At 72.4% G+C, this 15,702-nt stretch carries 16 protein-coding genes; all 16 read right to left on the bottom strand.

What is annotated here, in order from left to right:
• Positions 1 to 27 precede the first annotated feature (27 nt).
• The 16 genes from AXK60_RS07605 to AXK60_RS07675 all read right to left on the bottom strand — a co-directional run bounded on the left by AXK60_RS07605 (position 28) and on the right by AXK60_RS07675 (position 15,645).
• Positions 28 to 255, bottom strand: a complete 228-nt coding sequence (locus AXK60_RS07605; protein ID WP_068570459.1) for a hypothetical protein — start codon at positions 253 to 255, stop codon at positions 28 to 30.
• Positions 256 to 259: 4 nt separating this feature from the next.
• Positions 260 to 2,071, bottom strand: coding sequence for an acetyl/propionyl/methylcrotonyl-CoA carboxylase subunit alpha (locus AXK60_RS07610; protein ID WP_068570460.1), 1,812 nt, complete (start codon positions 2,069 to 2,071; stop codon positions 260 to 262).
• A 127-nt stretch (positions 2,072 to 2,198) separates the two neighbouring features.
• Positions 2,199 to 3,662 (bottom strand): condensation domain-containing protein, encoded by a 1,464-nt coding sequence (locus AXK60_RS07615; RefSeq protein ID WP_068570461.1) that lies wholly within the window; start codon positions 3,660 to 3,662, stop codon positions 2,199 to 2,201.
• 18 nt (positions 3,663 to 3,680) lie between these two features.
• Positions 3,681 to 4,097 carry a SufE family protein gene (locus AXK60_RS07620; protein WP_068570462.1) on the bottom strand — a complete coding sequence of 139 codons (417 nt, stop codon included), beginning with the start codon at positions 4,095 to 4,097 and terminating at the stop codon, positions 3,681 to 3,683.
• Entirely contained in the window at positions 4,094 to 4,993 is a 900-nt protein-coding gene (locus tag AXK60_RS07625; RefSeq protein ID WP_068570463.1) for a sulfurtransferase, read from the bottom strand. The genes AXK60_RS07620 and AXK60_RS07625 overlap by 4 nt, the downstream gene beginning before the upstream one ends.
• 10 nt (positions 4,994 to 5,003) lie before the next feature.
• Positions 5,004 to 6,272 (bottom strand): hypothetical protein, encoded by a 1,269-nt coding sequence (locus tag AXK60_RS07630; protein ID WP_068570464.1) that lies wholly within the window; start codon positions 6,270 to 6,272, stop codon positions 5,004 to 5,006.
• Positions 6,269 to 7,516 (bottom strand): phthiocerol/phthiodiolone dimycocerosyl transferase family protein, encoded by a 1,248-nt coding sequence (locus AXK60_RS07635; RefSeq protein WP_068570465.1) that lies wholly within the window; start codon positions 7,514 to 7,516, stop codon positions 6,269 to 6,271. The genes AXK60_RS07630 and AXK60_RS07635 overlap by 4 nt, the downstream gene beginning before the upstream one ends.
• A 1-nt stretch (position 7,517) precedes the next feature.
• Positions 7,518 to 8,900, bottom strand: coding sequence for a glycosyltransferase (locus AXK60_RS07640; RefSeq protein WP_068570466.1), 1,383 nt, complete (start codon positions 8,898 to 8,900; stop codon positions 7,518 to 7,520).
• On the bottom strand, positions 8,897 to 9,604 hold the full coding sequence (locus AXK60_RS07645; protein ID WP_068570467.1) for a VC0807 family protein: 708 nt from the start codon (positions 9,602 to 9,604) through the stop codon (positions 8,897 to 8,899). Before AXK60_RS07645 ends, AXK60_RS07640 begins: the two co-directional genes overlap by 4 nt.
• Positions 9,601 to 10,887, bottom strand: coding sequence for a phthiocerol/phthiodiolone dimycocerosyl transferase family protein (locus AXK60_RS07650; protein WP_068570468.1), 1,287 nt, complete (start codon positions 10,885 to 10,887; stop codon positions 9,601 to 9,603). Before AXK60_RS07650 ends, AXK60_RS07645 begins: the two co-directional genes overlap by 4 nt.
• Before the next feature lie 45 nt (positions 10,888 to 10,932).
• Complete coding sequence (locus AXK60_RS07655) at positions 10,933 to 12,183, bottom strand: phthiocerol/phthiodiolone dimycocerosyl transferase family protein (RefSeq protein WP_068570469.1); 1,251 nt, start codon at positions 12,181 to 12,183, stop codon at positions 10,933 to 10,935.
• Between the two features lie 321 nt (positions 12,184 to 12,504).
• A complete protein-coding gene (locus AXK60_RS26845; RefSeq protein WP_156485541.1) occupies positions 12,505 to 12,642 on the bottom strand; it encodes a hypothetical protein in 138 nt (45 codons plus the stop codon).
• A gap of 115 nt (positions 12,643 to 12,757) precedes the next feature.
• A complete protein-coding gene (locus tag AXK60_RS07660; protein WP_068570470.1) occupies positions 12,758 to 13,042 on the bottom strand; it encodes a DUF6247 family protein in 285 nt (94 codons plus the stop codon).
• A gap of 52 nt (positions 13,043 to 13,094) precedes the next feature.
• Complete coding sequence (locus AXK60_RS07665; protein ID WP_068570471.1) at positions 13,095 to 13,733, bottom strand: Maf family protein; 639 nt, start codon at positions 13,731 to 13,733, stop codon at positions 13,095 to 13,097.
• Positions 13,730 to 14,002, bottom strand: coding sequence for an acyl-CoA carboxylase epsilon subunit (locus tag AXK60_RS07670; RefSeq protein WP_068570472.1), 273 nt, complete (start codon positions 14,000 to 14,002; stop codon positions 13,730 to 13,732). Before AXK60_RS07670 ends, AXK60_RS07665 begins: the two co-directional genes overlap by 4 nt.
• The gene (locus tag AXK60_RS07675; RefSeq protein WP_068570473.1) at positions 13,999 to 15,645 is read right to left on the bottom strand and encodes an acyl-CoA carboxylase subunit beta; all 1,647 of its coding nucleotides are present in this window, start codon (positions 15,643 to 15,645) and stop codon (positions 13,999 to 14,001) included. The genes AXK60_RS07670 and AXK60_RS07675 overlap by 4 nt, the downstream gene beginning before the upstream one ends.
• Between the last annotated feature and the right edge of the window lie 57 nt (positions 15,646 to 15,702).

Here is a 15,702-nt window from a genome sequence, read left to right on the forward strand (position 1 = left end):
GTCGGGCGCCCGCGCACGGGGATTTGGCTACAGCGACGCGCCGAACCGCTCGACCGCGGCGCGTGCGGTGCGCAGGCCCTCGCTGTCCGGCCCGTCGACGGTGACCGCACCGGACGGGTGCAGGACGACCTCGCCGATCGAATCGCCTGTGGTGTTGACGCGGACGGCCCAGGCGTAGGCCTCGTCGGCCAGCCAGGCGTCGGGGCGCAGTTCCGTGAGGTACCACGCCCCGACGTTCAGGCCGACGGGATCCAAACGATCAGTCCTCGTCGGACTTGATCTCGAGCAGGACGGTGCCCTGCGTGACAGCAGTACCCGGCTCGACGGCCAGGCCGGTGATGACGCCGTCCTTGTGCGCGGCGACGGGGTTCTCCATCTTCATGGCCTCGAGGACCACGACCAGATCGCCCGCGCTGACCTGCTGGCCGTCCTCGACGGCCACCTTGACGACGGTGCCCTGCATGGGAGCCGTGACCGAGTCGCCGGTCGCGGCCACGCCGGCGCCGCGGTCGCGGGTACGCGCCTTCGGCTTGCGGCGAATGACGCCGGCGCCACCTGCGGCACCGCCACCACCGCCGAGCGACAGCTCGCCCGGCAGGGAGACCTCGACGCGGCGACCGTCGACGACGACGACCACGTTCTGGCGGGGAAGGGCGTCGTCCTCCTCGATGGGCTGGCCACCGGTGTAGGGCTCGATCGGGTTCTCCCAATCGGTCTCGATCCACTTGGTGTAGACCTCGAAACCGTTCTCATCCCCGATGAACGAGGGGTTGGAGACGATGTGGCGGTGGAACGGGATGACCGTGGCGAGGCCCTCGACCTCGAACTCGGCCAGCGCGCGCCGCGACCGCTCCAGCGCCTGCTCGCGGTTCTCGCCGGTCACGATGAGCTTGGCGAGCATCGAGTCGAACTGGCCGCCGATGACATCGCCCTGATCCACGCCCGAGTCGACGCGCACGCCGGGGCCGGTGGGCTCGCGGTAGACGGTGATGGGGCCGGGAGCGGGCAGGAAGCCGCGGCCCGCGTCCTCGCCGTTGATGCGGAACTCGAAGGAGTGGCCGCGCGGAGTAGGATCCTCCGTGATCTCCAGCTCCTTGCCCTCGGCGATGCGGAACTGCTGGCGCACCAGGTCGATCCCCGCGGTCTCCTCGGTGACGGGATGCTCGACCTGCAGGCGGGTGTTCACCTCGAGGAAGCTGACCAGGCCGTCGGCCGCGACGAGGAACTCGACGGTGCCGGCGCCGTAGTAGCCCGCCTCGCGGCAGATGCGCTTGGCCGACTCGTGGATGGTGGTGCGCTGCTCGGTGGTGAGGAAGGGCGCGGGGGCCTCCTCGACGAGCTTCTGGAACCGGCGCTGCAGCGAGCAGTCGCGGGTACCGGCGACGATGACATTGCCGTGCTGGTCGGCGATGACCTGCGCCTCGACATGGCGGGCCTTGTCCAGGTACCGCTCGACGAAGCACTCGCCGCGGCCGAAGGCGGAGACCGCCTCGCGGGTGGCCGACTCGAAGAGCTCGGGGATCTCGTCGATCGTGTACGCGACCTTCATGCCGCGGCCGCCGCCGCCGAACGCCGCCTTGATGGCGACGGGCACGCCGTACTCCTTCGCGAACGCGACGACCTCGTCGGCGTCCTTGACCGGGTCCTTGGTGCCGGGCGCCATCGGGGCGTCGGCGCGCTCGGCGATGTGGCGCGCGGTGACCTTGTCACCGAGATCGCGGATCGACGAGGGCGACGGGCCGATCCAGGTCAGGCCCGCGTCGATGACGGCCTGCGCGAAGTCGGCGTTCTCCGAGAGGAAGCCGTAGCCGGGGTGGATCGCGTCGGCGCCCGACTTCTTCGCGGCGTCGAGGATCTTGTCGAAGACGAGGTAGGACTCGGCCGAGGTCTGTCCGCCGAGGGCGAAGGCCTCGTCGGCCAGGCGCACGAACTTCGCCTCGGCGTCGGGCTCCGCGTACACGGCGACGCTGGTCAGGCCGGCGTCCCGGGCGGCGCGAATGACGCGGACGGCGATCTCACCGCGGTTGGCGATGAGCACCTTCTCGATCTTCTTGTCAGCGTGGGCTGCCACTCAAGTCTCCTCGTTCCCTGGGCGAGCGCGGGCGCGTCGCCGTCGTTGTCCCGTCGGGGGCTCAAACTCCTGACGAGTGTATGCCTACTCACTTGTTGCGAAGCCGACAGTCCCCGGTCGGTTTCGGTTACCCGCGAGTAACTCCCGCGTCGCCGATCTCGGTCAGCATCGAACGTAGCGCCCCGAGGTACAGCGTGACACTCCGGCGCGCTGTCTCGAAGCCCGGGAACCGCGCAGCCACGTGAAGTCCGGACGGTGTGCGCAGCATCCAGAGGTAGACGTCCTCGATGGAGTAGTCGCGCGAGCGCAGGGCCGCGGCGCCGCCCGCGTCGTTGACATCGGAGCCGGGGGCGGAGCGGGTGTCCATGAAGGAGACGACGAACCGCGGCGGCGGCGCCTGCGAGTGATCGGGCAGGTCCGCGAGCGCCTCGGCGATGCGCAGGTAGGGCAGGGTGCTGCCCGCCTTGGACCGCTTCCATTCGCCCTGTGCGCGTTGCGCCAGCTCGCCGAAGGTGCGTGCGCCGGTGGTGTCCAGCCGGAACGGCGCGATGCCGACGAACCAGCCGAGCGCGGCGATCCACTGCTCGGCGTCGCGGGTGTGCCGGGTGACGGCGCACCGGAACACCGGCCCGAATCCGAGGTCGGTGTTGATCTTGGCCATGCCCGCGAGAACACCGGTGACCAGCGATGCGCCGGACTCGGAGCACACGCGGGCGAAGTTGTTGGCCCGCTCGTCGTCGAGCAGGTGGAAGTTCAGCGCACCCTGAGGCAGCCGGGGTACGCCGTCGGGGTCGCGACTCAGCGCCGCGCGGGTCTCGTCCGCGAGGATCTTGGCGCTGATCGGCAGCAGGGGCATGGGGAAGGGATCGGGCCGGAACCCGGTCTCACTGAGGTACTCGTTCCACATCCGCGACGCCGGGTGGCTCGCGTCGGCCCGGTCCGCGACCTGCCGGTCGGTGTCCGAGTAGTTCACGTAACTGCCGGTCGGCAGGAGGCGCGCGGCGTCCTCGCTGATCGCCTCGCGGTAGAGCTCGCGGAGCTCGTGGGGGCTCAGGATCAGGGAGTAGCCGTCCAGCAGTGAGTGGTCCGCCGCGAAGAACAGCGTGAACGAGTCGTCCCGCGACACCGTGGAGAACATGTACGCGGGCCAGGTCAGCGGGGCCGTGGACCGGTCGAACTCACCCAGCAGCTGCTCGACGAGCGGTCCGGTGGACCGGTAGGTGCCGATCGTCCTGATCCGCAGGTCGACGGTGGCCGTCTGCGCGCTCCGGCGGAACGGCGCACCGTCGTCGTCGAGGAAGACGTGGGTGCGCAGGACCTCGTGCCGGTCGATCCACGCCCGCAGCGCGGTGCGCAGCCCGGGGATGGACAGGGGCTCCTCGAATTCGATGCCGACGCCGAGCCAGGACTCGCGGCCCCCGTCGATGTGCCGGCGCCGCAGGATCGCCTGCGCGCCGCGCAGATGCGCCTCGTGCACGTGCGAGGTGCCGCGCGGGTCATCGCGCCAGCGCGCCGCGGGACCCGTCGTCGGGGTCCAGTTGCGGAGTTCCCCCGGGCGCAGCGGGTACGCGTCCAGCTCGGTGAATTGCATGGGGGACTTCCGGCAGGGCTAGGCGGCGAGGCGTCGTTTGATGCGCGCCAGCATCGCCGACATCCCGCGCAGGCGCAAGGGGCTGACCACGGAATCGAGGCCGAGCGCGTGGTGGAAGTCGTCGGGGACGGCGGCGATCGCCGCGGCGGACTGGCCGTCGAGACCCTGCGCGAGGATCGACGCGAAGCCGCGCGTGGTCGGCGCCTCGGGCGGCGCGCTGAAATACAGCCGGACGGCCTCCCGGTCGGAGGCGTCGACGTCGAGGAACAGCGGCGACTGGCACTCCGGCACCGGCTCCATCGCCGCTGCCGTCAGGTGCTCGGGGAGCGCCGGCAGCTCGCGCGAGAACTCGAGCAGCAGCTCGAGCCGGTCCTGCTCGCCGACGCCGGCGAAGTCGTCGACGATCTCCGCCAGGGGCTGCGGGAGACCGCTCATGATCCGGCGGTCGGGGCCGCGCCAGGCTCCTCGCCGCGGACGATGGGCGCCCGCACCGTGTTGCCCCACTCGGTCCAGGAACCGTCGTAGTTGCGGACGTCGTCGAACCCGAGGAGGTGCGTGAGCACGAACCACGTGTGGCTCGAGCGCTCACCGATCCGGCAGTACGCCGTGACGGGCGCCGTCGAATCCAGGCCGCCGTACACCTCGAGGAGGTCGGCGTGGGGCAGGAACCGGCCGTCCTGCCGGGCCGCCTTCGCCCACGGGATCGACACCGCGGTGGGAATGTGCCCGCCGCGCAGGGCGCCCTCCTCCGGGTAGTCGGGCATGTGGGTGCGCTCGCCGGTGTACTCCTGCGGGGAGCGCACGTCGACGAGGGCGCGGCGGCCGAGATCGGCGCGGACCTCGTCGGCGAAGGCGCGGATCACCGAGTCGTCGCGCTCCACGACGGGGTAGTCGCTGTGCGGGTACTCCGGCTGCTCCAGCGAGACGTCGCGCGCATCGCTGATCCACAGGTCCCGGCCACCGTCGAGCAGGCGGACGTCCGGATGGCCGAACAGCGTGAACACCCACAGCGCGTAAGCGGCCCACCAGTTCGACTTGTCGCCGTAGATCACCACGGTGTCGTCGCGACTGATGCCCTTGCTGCGCATCAGTTCCGCGAACTGCTCGCCGGTGATGTAGTCGCGCGTCACCGGGTCGTTGAGGTGCAGATGCCAGTCGACCTTCTGCGCCGTCGGGATGTGCCCGATGTCGTAGAGGAGCACGTCCTCGTCGGACTCGATCACCTTGAGGCCGGGGACCCCCAGGTGTCCGCTCAGCCAGTCCGCGGTGACGAGGCGCTCGGGGTGTGCGTAGTCCTGCAGTTCCGCGCTCGGATCGGTCTCGATAGCCACGCCCGTCAGCCTAGCCCCCGTGCGCGACCGCCCGCGCGACGACGCCGCGCAGGTCGACGGCGGCGGCGAGGTTGGTCGCGGCGAACACGGTGGTCTCCTCGTCGGTGCCGGTCCACCCGACGTACAGGTGGGCGGGACGGTCCGCGGCGGTCCGGCCCGGCAGCGCGGACCACGCCAGCCGGAACCAGGTGCGGTCCGCGGCGCTGCCGTCGGGCGCGCGGACCGGCGCGGGCAGGGCGCCGACGCCGGCACAGGTGGTCACGGGACGCGCCGGGTCGGGCGGCGCGTCGACCAGCGCGGCCAGGGTGCGGCGGGGCAGGAGCGTGAGCAGCGGGCCGAACGCGTCGTAGCGCCCGGCGTCCGGGAGCGCGCCGAGCACTCCCTTGACGTCGGCGCGGAGGACGACGACGCCGCCGGCGCCGGCGGCGGGGTCGACGACGACCTCCGCGTCGACGATGGCGTTACCGCGCAGGTCGCCCTCCTCGCGCCGGTTCACGGACAGCCCGAGTACGGCCTGCCCGTCGGGACGGACCCAGCCGAGCTCGGCGGCGATCTCAGCGGCGGCCCGGAACAGGAGGGTGGACTCGGTGCCGCCGAGCGCGGCCGCGCGGGCGGCGAGGTCGGCGCGGTCGAGGTGCGCGACGGTCCAGCGGTCGGGTCCGACGGGGTGGTCGCGCGCGGGACCGTCGTGCTCGAGGCGCCCCCGGGCCAGCCGGGTCGCCGCCGCTGCGGCCCGCGCGGCGGCGGGCAGCTCGCGGGCCGCCAGGGCGGCGTCCCGTCGGGCGGCGGCGAGCGGGGCGGCGGCCGCACGCGGGTAGGGCAGGTCCCGGGCCGTGCCCAGCGCGGCCTCCGCGACCGCGGTCGCGGTGCCGACCCCGTCGGCGAGGACGTGCGAGACCACCAGCGTGACCGCGGAGCCGCCGTCCGTGAGCGGCAGCACCCCGAGGTGCCAGCCCGGCCCGGACCACGGATCGATCGGGGCCGCGGCGCGCTCGTCGAGCCAACCGTCGATCGCCTCCCGCGGGCGTGGAGCCGCCTCCACCGCGATCCGCGGGGCCGCGGCGGTGGCCACCCAGCGGTCGCGGCCGAAGGGCAGCGGCGAGTGGGCGATCCGCCGGCCCAGCAGACCCTCCGTGAGCGCGCTCCGGAATCGCTCCAGACCGGGCAGGTCGATCCCGCGGTCGTAGGTCCACACCACCTGGATGAGCGAATTGCGCCCCGTCGCGCGGGTGGCCGAGGCCGCGCCCTGGTCGACGAACGCGAGCAGGTCGGCCGTCATGCGGCGGCCCCGGCGCCGACCAGGCCGGCCGCGATCCGGTCCCGGATCCGCCGGACGACCCCTGGGGCGAGCGTGCCCGGGGCGTGCCGCAGCTCGATCGACAGCCGTCCGTCGAAGGTCAGCGCGTGGTGGTGCAGCCCGACGAGTGGGGCCAGTGCCTCGGGCGGCGCGCCGTGCACGAGGGCGCGGACTCGCTCGATGTCGACCTCCGAGCTGGTGTGGAAGTCCAGCGCGACGACGCCGTCCGGGGTCGACGGTGCCGGAACCGCGCCGATGTTGCTCAGTCGCACGGGAGCCCCGCCCGTCACCGTCACCGGCGCGGAGCCCGCGAGGGCGGCCGCGACGGTGCCGTCCGCGAGGTCGGCGCGGAGCCGCTCGAGGACGGCGCGGCCGATCTCCTCGGGAGCCGTGTCACCCCGTACCGCGATGGGCACCGTCGACGATCCCGCGAAGTTGGTGACCGCCGCTGCGGGGACCGCGGGCTCGGCGCGGGCCCGCAGGTCGACGGGGCTGAACACGGCCAGCGGGACCGCCTCGTCGGCGGGCCGGTCGAGCTCGGCGCGCTCCGCTGCGACGATGATCCCGGCGAGGAGGCCGTGGACGCTCAGGCCCGCCTCCTTCGCCCGGCGCCGCAGCGCACCGGTCGCCGCGGCGTCGAGGCGGATCCGGTCGAAGGCGAAGTCCCCGGCGTCGACATCGGCGGGTGCGGGCACGGTCGCGGTGGGGAGCACCTCGATGACGGACCCTGCCGGCGGCGCGCCCGCCGCGAGGCGATCCGCCAGGTCCGTCGGGGCTGCGGGCAGCCCGGCCGGGTCCGCGGGCTCGGCACCCGAGTACAGCTCCCACAGCCGCAGGTTCAGGTACAGCGCGTGCGCGCCGTCGGCGACGGCGTGGCTTACGCCCAGCGTGACCCGGTGCAGGTCGCCGTCCGAGACCAGCTGCACCGCGGCGATCTCCTGCGCGGCGTCGACTCCGAGGCGGACATCGCCGGGTGCGAAGGGGCGCAGCTCGACCTGGATCGGTGCGGCCGTCTCGTCCGGTGCCGCGTCCGGCGCGATCAGGTCGAAACCGAAGGCGTGCGCCGCGATCCGACCCGCGAGCACGGGGTGTTCGCGGCGGAGGGCGGCGTACGCGCGGGCGAGGCGGCCCGCGTCGATCGGTCCCCGGACGGTGAAGCTGCCGCTCGAGACGGTCCCGGTGAGGACGTAGGGGATCTCGAGCGGGGTCAATGGGCGGCTGGGCATCTCAGACCTCCAGTCCGGCGAGGGAGGCGACCGTGGCGGCGTCGAAGTCGACGGTGTCGGGCGCCGACAGCGCCGGCGCGCAGCGCACGTCCACCCCGTCGTCCTCGGCGATCGACTCGATGATCGTCGCGGCGCGCCGGGCGGGGATGTCGCCCAGGTCGATGAGCGACGAGATCCGCTGCGCCCGACGGCGGACGGCGGGATCGAGCAGGACGTCGAAGGCGGCGTGCAGCCGCTCCGGGGTCACGCCGCGCATCGGCAGGCACGCGCCGACGCCGAGGTCGGCGACCCGGGCGCCCCAGAAGGGCTGATCGGCGAGCACCGGGCAGATCAGCGTGGGCAGACCCGCACGCAGCGACGCCGCGGTGGTGCCCGCGCCGCCGTGGTGGACGGCGGCCGCGCAGAGCGGCAGCACCTCGGCGTGGACCACCTCGTCGACGACGCGGACGTGATCGCCGAGGTCGGCGCCCACGAGGTCGCTCCAGCCCGCCACGACGAGGCCCCGTCGACCGCGCTCGGCGCAGACCCGCGCGAAGGTCCGCGCCATCCCGTCGGGATCCGCGATCCGCATGCTGCCGAAGCCCCAGTAGATCGGGGCGGCGCCGTCGCGCAACCACTGCATCAGATCGGCGTCCGTGCGCTTGCGTTCACCCTGGCGCAGCCACGCGTCGGCGGGGACCTCCGGGAAGCCCAGCATCGGCCGGGTGCGGCTGAACTCGGGCACCAGGGCAGGGGTCAGGGCGGCGTCGTAGAGCTGCAGGTCGACGATCTCGTGCGCGTCGCGGTTCTTCGCGCGCCGCGAGCGGTAGGGGGCCTCGCCCACCGACATCCGGTGGTAGTTCACCGCCGCCCGCACGTGGGTCCACGTGAAGGAGTCGCCGAGCGTCCACGTCGCGCGTTTGACCATGCGCGGCGAGCGCGACAGCACGTCACTGGTCAGACCGGCCGGGGTGTACTGCGTCATGGGGTAGACGCTGTTGACGGTGCCCGGGAAGAACCGGTAACTGATGATGCTCGCGCCGCTGCGCCGGGTGATCGGGAGCGCGAAATCGACGGCGTCCGAATGGGTCAGGACCACATCGGCGTCCAGGCACACGGCCTCCGTCTCCCGGGAGATGGTGGCGATGTTGCGCACCAACCACCGGCCGTAGGCCCGCATCCGCTCGACGGGGCGGTGGATCACCTCGCGGTAGTCGTCGTCGTAGTCGGGCACGATGTCGTTGAGCCGGTGGGCGTCCAGACCCGCCGACCGGATCAGCGCGACCAGCGGGTCGCCCATGGCGGCGATCGTCACGTCGTGCCCGCGGGCACGGAGCGCGAGACCGATCGCGATCGTCGGTTGGACGTCGCCACGGCTGCCCATGGCGAGGATGCAGACCTTCATGTCGGAGAAGTCCTTTCGGCGGTCGGGCGGAGCTCGGTTCGGGGGACGACGGCGTCGTCGTCGACGGCGGCCAGCGATGCGCGCACCGGGCGCAGGAGCAGCAGCGTCAGCGGCAGGACCGGCACGGCGACCAGCAGCGGGATCAGCTGACACGCGACCACCGCGTAGTCGATCGGCATGCTCAGGGCGGCGGTGATCGACGCCGCGGTGCTGAGGACGACCGCGACCAGCCACAGCGGATCGACGGCACCGATGGCTCGGACGCATCGGCGTTCGGTCCGGACGCGGCGGTTCCACCGCTGGGCCCGTGCGGCGTCCCCGCGCACGGCCAGTCGCATCATCAGCGTCGCGACCGCCGGCCGTCGCAGTACGAGGCCCGCGCAGATCGCGGCGGCCATGAGCCCGCCGATCCCCGTCTCCACGAGGAGGATCACCCGGGGACTGCCCGAGATCGCGGCGGCCGTGATGGACGAGGCGAGGAGCACGAGGGTGAACAGCTCCAGCGGATCGGCCGCGCGCCGCACCGACGAGCGGACCAGGATCCGGACCGCCACGAGCGTCGTGCCGGTGACGAGGGCGATCAGTTGCCCCACGCCGAACAGGTAGCGCAACGCCAGGTACACGCCCACCTGCAGGCCGACGTCGACGAGCAGCGCCACCGGCGGGGCCGGTGGCGACTCGGTGTCGGCGAGGGGGACGGTCATGCGGCGGTGCCGATCTCGAGCAGCGCGTGCGCACCGTCCGCGATCCGTTCGAGGAGACGGAGACGGACGGCACCGTCGAGCGTGCCGGGCAGCGCGCGCGACTCGATCGACAGCCGGCCGCCGAAGGTCGAGACCAGGTACGAGGTGCCGATCGGCACGGCGGGAGCACTCTCGCCGACGTGGCCGGCGGCGTACTCGCGGATGCCGGCGGCGCTCCGGACGATCTGCGCGTGGAAGTCGCGGACCTCGAGCCCGGCGGGCGTGAGGGGATCGGGCACCGCGCCGAGGTTGCTGATGAGAACGGGCGGGCCGTGGCGACGGGTCCGCGGGTCGGGCATCGGGCTCACGGCGGTCCGCAGGACGGTGCCGTCGCGCACGTCCGCACGGATCCGGTCCGACACGGTCCGGGCGATGTCCGCGGTGGGGGCGTCGGTGACCGCCACGTACGAGAAGCCGCACAGCGCGGTCACCGACCGCAGCGGGATGGGCGGATCGACGCGGCTGCGGAAGTCGACCGGGGTGAGCAACGCCACCGCCGCGTCCTCCGCGCATTCGGCGAGCTCGGCGCGGGCGATGATGCCGCTGACCAGCGCGTGCGTGGAGACGCCGTGGGCGCGGGCGGCGGTGTCGAGCGCGGCGGTCTCGGCAGTGCCGAAGCGGATCCGCAGCACGTCGTCGACGTCGGAGCCCGGCTCGTCCGGGAAGTCCTTCGGCACCGCACCGTGCCAGACGGTGCCCGCGAGCCGCTCCTCGTAGTCCACCTCCCCGGGCAGGTGCCCGCGCTCGGCCATCACCCGGTGCGGCTCGGCGGGGAAGTCCCCGGCGCGCCGCACGATCGGCGTCGCGCCGCTCGCCAGCGCGGTGTACAGCGCGAATAGCCGGGCGGCGATCGCGACGATGCCGGAGCCGTCGGTCGCGGCGTGGCTGGCCCAGAGGGTCAGCCGGTAGTCGTCCCCGATCCCGGTCAGCGTCAGCGCCGCCAGTTGGTCGGCGCCGACGAACCAGGGCGGTGTCTGGGCGTAGCCGGTCCAGGGCGCCGCGCTGTCGCGGAAACCGATGGCCGCGGCCACCGTCGGGTCGCCCGGGGCGAAGTGCGGGCGGCCCTTGACGTCCACGATCCGTGCCGCCAGCACGGGGTACTCCTCTAGCAGCGCCGCGAACGCCGACCGCAGCGCCGTGACGTCGACGACGCCCCGCAGCGCGTACGACGTGCCGATCACCTCGCGCGAGGCGGGCCGGACGAAGGACGCCTCGGAGAAGGTGAGTGCGCGGTGGGTCTGCATGAGCGGCTCCTGTTCTGAACGGTGAGGCGGCGTACGTGCGACGGGTCAGGCGGCGGGGGACCGGCGGGTCGCGGTCTGGACGAGTGTGTCGATGCGGTCGGCGACCGCGGTCCGTGCCGCGGGAGAAGCGGTGCCGCCCAGGGTGATCGCGTCGATCCCGAGCCGCCCGCGGAAGGTCGAGATCTGGTGGATGGTGGCCGACGGGGACGGCCGTCGCGACCCGGCGGGGACGCGCAGGCCCGCGGCGTCCATCGAGACGATCGGCCGCAGGTCCTCCGCGACGAGCCCGTCGGGCAGCTCGACGTCGAGCACGCCGAGATTGCTCACCACGACCGGCGGCTCGGCGGCGGTGGCCGTGGCGGTGGCCGTGGCGGTGGCCAGCGCCGCGAGCGCGCGGCCGGAGGTGATGTCGTTGCGCGCCGCGGTCGCGACGGCCGTGCCCAGTGCGGCGGGGTCTGTGCTGCCGGTGATCTCGGGCGCGGCGTAGGAGGCGCCGACGAAGTTGGTGACCTCGGTCGGGGCGAGGAAGGGGCGCACCCGGTGGCGCAGGTCGACGAGCGTCATCGCGCCGATCCGGATCGGCGCGGCGGGGTCCTCGTCGAGGAATCCCGCGCGTTCGGCGCAGAGCAGGACGCCGGAGAGCAGCGCGCTCACGCCGACGCCCTGCGCCGCCTCGCGGAACCGCGCGGTGGTCGCGGGGGAGAACCGGAGCGAGACCGTGTCGGGGAGGTGCTCGTCCGCGTGGTCCGCCGTGCCGAGGACGGGCGCCGCGCCGTACCACCGCGCACCGTCGAGCCGGGCGCGGCCGGTGCTGACCTTGGGGACGTCGAGCTCGGCGAGGACGGCCTGTGCGGAGCGCGGGAACGGATGCGGTTCGGCGGTCGTCGTCGCACCGGTGCGCACCAGTGCCGTGTAGTGCGTCCAGAGCCGGGCGAAGAGGGCGAACAGGTGGGTGCCGTCGGCGAGGGCGTGGCTGACGGCCAGGGCGACCCGATGCCGGTCGCCGAGCGTCGCGATGTGCAGGCGGGCGAGCGCCGAGGTGGGGTCGACCAGGAGGTCGCCGGGTTCGTCGGAGATTCCGGCGCCGGCGACAGGGGCGACGAACGCGAAGCCGTCGCCGCTGGGGGCGACGGCGGCGTCGAGCTCGGGGTGCTCGGCGCGCAGCGCGGCGAGCGCAGCGGTCAGCGCATCGATGTCCAGCGGGCCGCGCACGGTCAGCTCGAAGGCGCACGTCGTGGGATGCGGGCCCACGAAGCCGATCTCGGAGGAGGCGAGGGGGCGGAGCGTCGTGGTCATGAGAAGACGCTAAGACGGGGTTCATTCCTTTCGCGAGACGAACGAGTAGTGTCGCTCGTCACGCGATCTGACCCTTGACCAGGGTTGTGGTAGATCCTCGCCGAGGGACGCCCGGGTGTTCCCGCAGTTCGGACGCTGTACGTGATCGAAGCCTCAACCGTGCGGCGGAACTGCGGAAACGTGGTGATCTCGCGGTGTTAACGGGATGCTTACGTACTGTCGATCGATGAACCTGTGAGGTCCGACACGTCCGTGATGGTGAAGATCAGGCTTGGGGCGCCCGGGGATGGGGCTGAGGCCATCTGAAGGTTGCGGCCGCCTCTATCCGATCCACACGATGCTGAAGATGATCAGCATCTCGGCCTCGTCGTCGACGAGGAAGGACAGTAGGCCGTGACTACCGAACTGCGGTCGCGGTACTCCGGATGCGCGTCGGGGCGCGTCGGCCAGGAATCCCACGGTGCGGCCACTAGTTCTGCGACGCGGGTGAGGAATGCATCGTGTGCGACCTCGTTGGTGCTCAGGAGATCGTGGTACTGCGCCGGCGCAGGTTTGATCATCCTGGGCTGATAGGTCATTGCCGGGCTTCCCACCCCGGAATGGGGTGCAGGTCCTTCGCCTCCGTCTCCCGTGCAGCTGCAGCAGCAGTCTCGAAACCGGGTGCCGAGTAAGCAACGGCGCGGAGCCGCCATCGATGGAGCACCGCGCGCAACTCGGACCACTGGCCGAGGTCATTGCGTGCCGTGTCGAGTGCGGCTCGGTACTCGACCAGGAACTGGCCGTGCCAGGGGCCCGGCAGGATCGACAGGAGCTGCGAGGGATCGTCGGGTTCGGGCTCGACCCAGGGTTCTGCAGTCATCCGCGCTCCTCCAGTTGCGGGAACTCGCTACAGCGGAGTTTACGGGGTTGCGCTACCAGAGGTCGGTGACGCTGACGCCCAGCTCACTCAGCAGCCCGCGTGTCAGCGGGAGGGAGATGCCGATGACGGAACTGGGGTCACCGTCGATGCCCTCGACGAACCATCCGCCCAGACCGTCCAGAGTGAAGGCCCCCGCCACCTGCAGGGGTTCTCCGGTCGCGACATAGGCGTCGATCTCGGAGTCCGACGGTGCGCCGAACCGCAGGGCCGTGGACCGGGTGCCGGTGGCCTCGCCGGCGACGGCACCGTCGGACAGGAGGACCGCGCAGTGCCCCGTGAGGAGGTGGCCCGCGCGGCCGCGCATCGCGCGCCAGCGCGCAGCGGCGATGTCCGGGGTGTGGGGCTTGCCGACCAGCTCGCCGTCGATCGAGAGCATGGAGTCGCAGCCGATCACCACGGCGCGGCCCGGCACGGGCTCCTCGGAGAGGACCCGGGCCACCACGTCGCGCGCCTTGGCGCGGGCCAGGGCGAGCACGGTGTCCTCGTGCGTGGTCCCGGCGGGCAGTGCCGCCTGGACGGCGTCCTCGTCGACCCGGGAGACCGAGACCAGCGGCGTGGTGCCGGCGCCGCGGAGCACCGACAACCGGGCCGGCGAGGCCGACGCGAGGACGAGACGAACGGGAGGGGTCAAGAGCCCTTCGTCCAGAACACGGGGGTCTGGCTGGTGAAGGCGTTGGGGCCGTTGAAGTACTGCGGCCTCATCCGCTCGCGGTTGCTGCCCCACAGCGACTTCGGGCCCTCGGGGCCGGTCTGCGGTGCGGAGCCCGTCGCGGCGGCGAGCACCGCGACCACGGCCGCCACGTCCGCGGCCGAGGGGTTGCCCTTCTCGAACCGGATGGCGGCGCTGAGCTTCTCGACGTCCGCCGTGCTCGGCTCCACCGGCTTGTCGTTCGCGGTCACAGCGGGATGTTCCCGTGCTTCTTGGGCAGGGTGGCGACCACCTTGCGCTCGAGCATGTTCAGGGCCGTCACGATCTGGCCGCGGGTGTGCGAGGGCGGGATCACCGCGTCGACGTAGCCGCGCTCGGCCGCCACGTACGGGTTGACCAGAGTGTCCTCGTACTCCTGCTGCAGCGTCAGGCGCAGCGCGTCGACGTCCTCGCCCTTGTTCGCGGCTTCGGCCAGCTCCTTGCGGTAGACGAAGCCGACGGCCCCGCCCGCGCCCATGACGGCGAACTGGGCGGTGGGCCACGCGAGGTTGATGTCGGCGCCCATGTCCTTGCTGCCCATCACGCAGTACGCGCCGCCGTAGGCCTTGCGGGTGACGACGGTGATCTTCGGGACGGTCGCCTCGCCGTAGGCGTAGAGCAGCTTCGCGCCGCGGCGGATGATGCCGTCGTACTCCTGGCCGGTGCCGGGCAGGAAGCCGGGCACGTCCACCAGGGTGACGATCGGGATGTTGAAGGCGTCGCAGAAGCGCACGAAGCGGGCGGCCTTCTCCGAGGCGTCGATGTCGAGGCAGCCGGCCAGCTGGGTGGGCTGGTTCGCGACGATGCCGACGCTGCGGCCGTCGATGCGGCCGAAGCCGTTGATGATGTTCATCGCGCGCTGCGGCTGGATCTCGAGGAACTCGTCGTCGTCGAGCAGGCGGCGGATGACCTCGTGCATGTCGTAGGGCTGGTTCGGCGAGTCCGGGATCAGCGTGTCGAGCTCGCGGTCCTCGTCGTTGATCGAGTCCTCGATGGAGCCGGTCAGCGGGTCCGTGGGCACGAAGCGGGGGGCCTCGGCGCGGTTGTTCGACGGCAGGTAGGTGAGCAGCTCGCGGACGTAGTCCAGGGCGTCCTGCTCGCCGGACGCCACGTAGTGCGCCGTGCCCGACTTGGTCATGTGGGTCTGGGCGCCGCCCAGCTCCTCCTTGGTGACCTCCTCGCCGGTGACGGACTTGATGACGTCCGGGCCGGTGATGAACATCTGGCTCTCGTGGTCGACCATCACCACGAAGTCCGTCAGCGCGGGGGAGTAGACGTGGCCGCCGGCCGCCGCGCCCATCACGACGGAGATCTGCGGGATGACGCCCGAGGCCTGCGTGTTGCGGAAGAAGATCTGCGAGTACAGGGCGAGCGAGACGACGCCCTCCTGGATGCGGGCACCGGCACCGTCGATGATGCCGACCAGCGGCCGGCCCGTCTTGGTGGCCAGGTCCATGACCTTGACGATCTTCTCGCCGTAGACCTCGCCGAGCGAGCCGCCGAAGACGGTCGAGTCCTGGCTGAAGACGCAGACCTCGCGGCCGTCGATGGTGCCGTAGCCGGCCACCACGCCGTCGCCGACAGGGCGGCGGGCGGCCATCCCGAAGTTCGTCGAGCGGTGCTGAGCCAACTTGTCGAGCTCGACGAACGAGCCCTCGTCGAGCAGCGCCAGCACTCGCTCGCGGGCCGTGAGCCGGCCCTTCTCGTGCACCTTGTCGATGGCGCCCTGACCCATGGGGGCCAGCGCCTCGGCGTCCTTCTTGCGGAAGGCGGCCAGCTTGCCGGCCGTGGTGTGGATGCTGGGCTCGCCGCCCTGGGCGTCGGCCGCGCCGTCGGTGGTGGAGGCACTCGTCATGGCACTGACTGTAACCAATAGAGTCGGGGAATAAGCGCACTGCCCGTCGGTGTGGGA

It is taken from the genome of Tsukamurella pseudospumae, from assembly GCF_001575195.1.
GTDB lineage: Bacteria > Actinomycetota > Actinomycetes > Mycobacteriales > Mycobacteriaceae > Tsukamurella > Tsukamurella pseudospumae.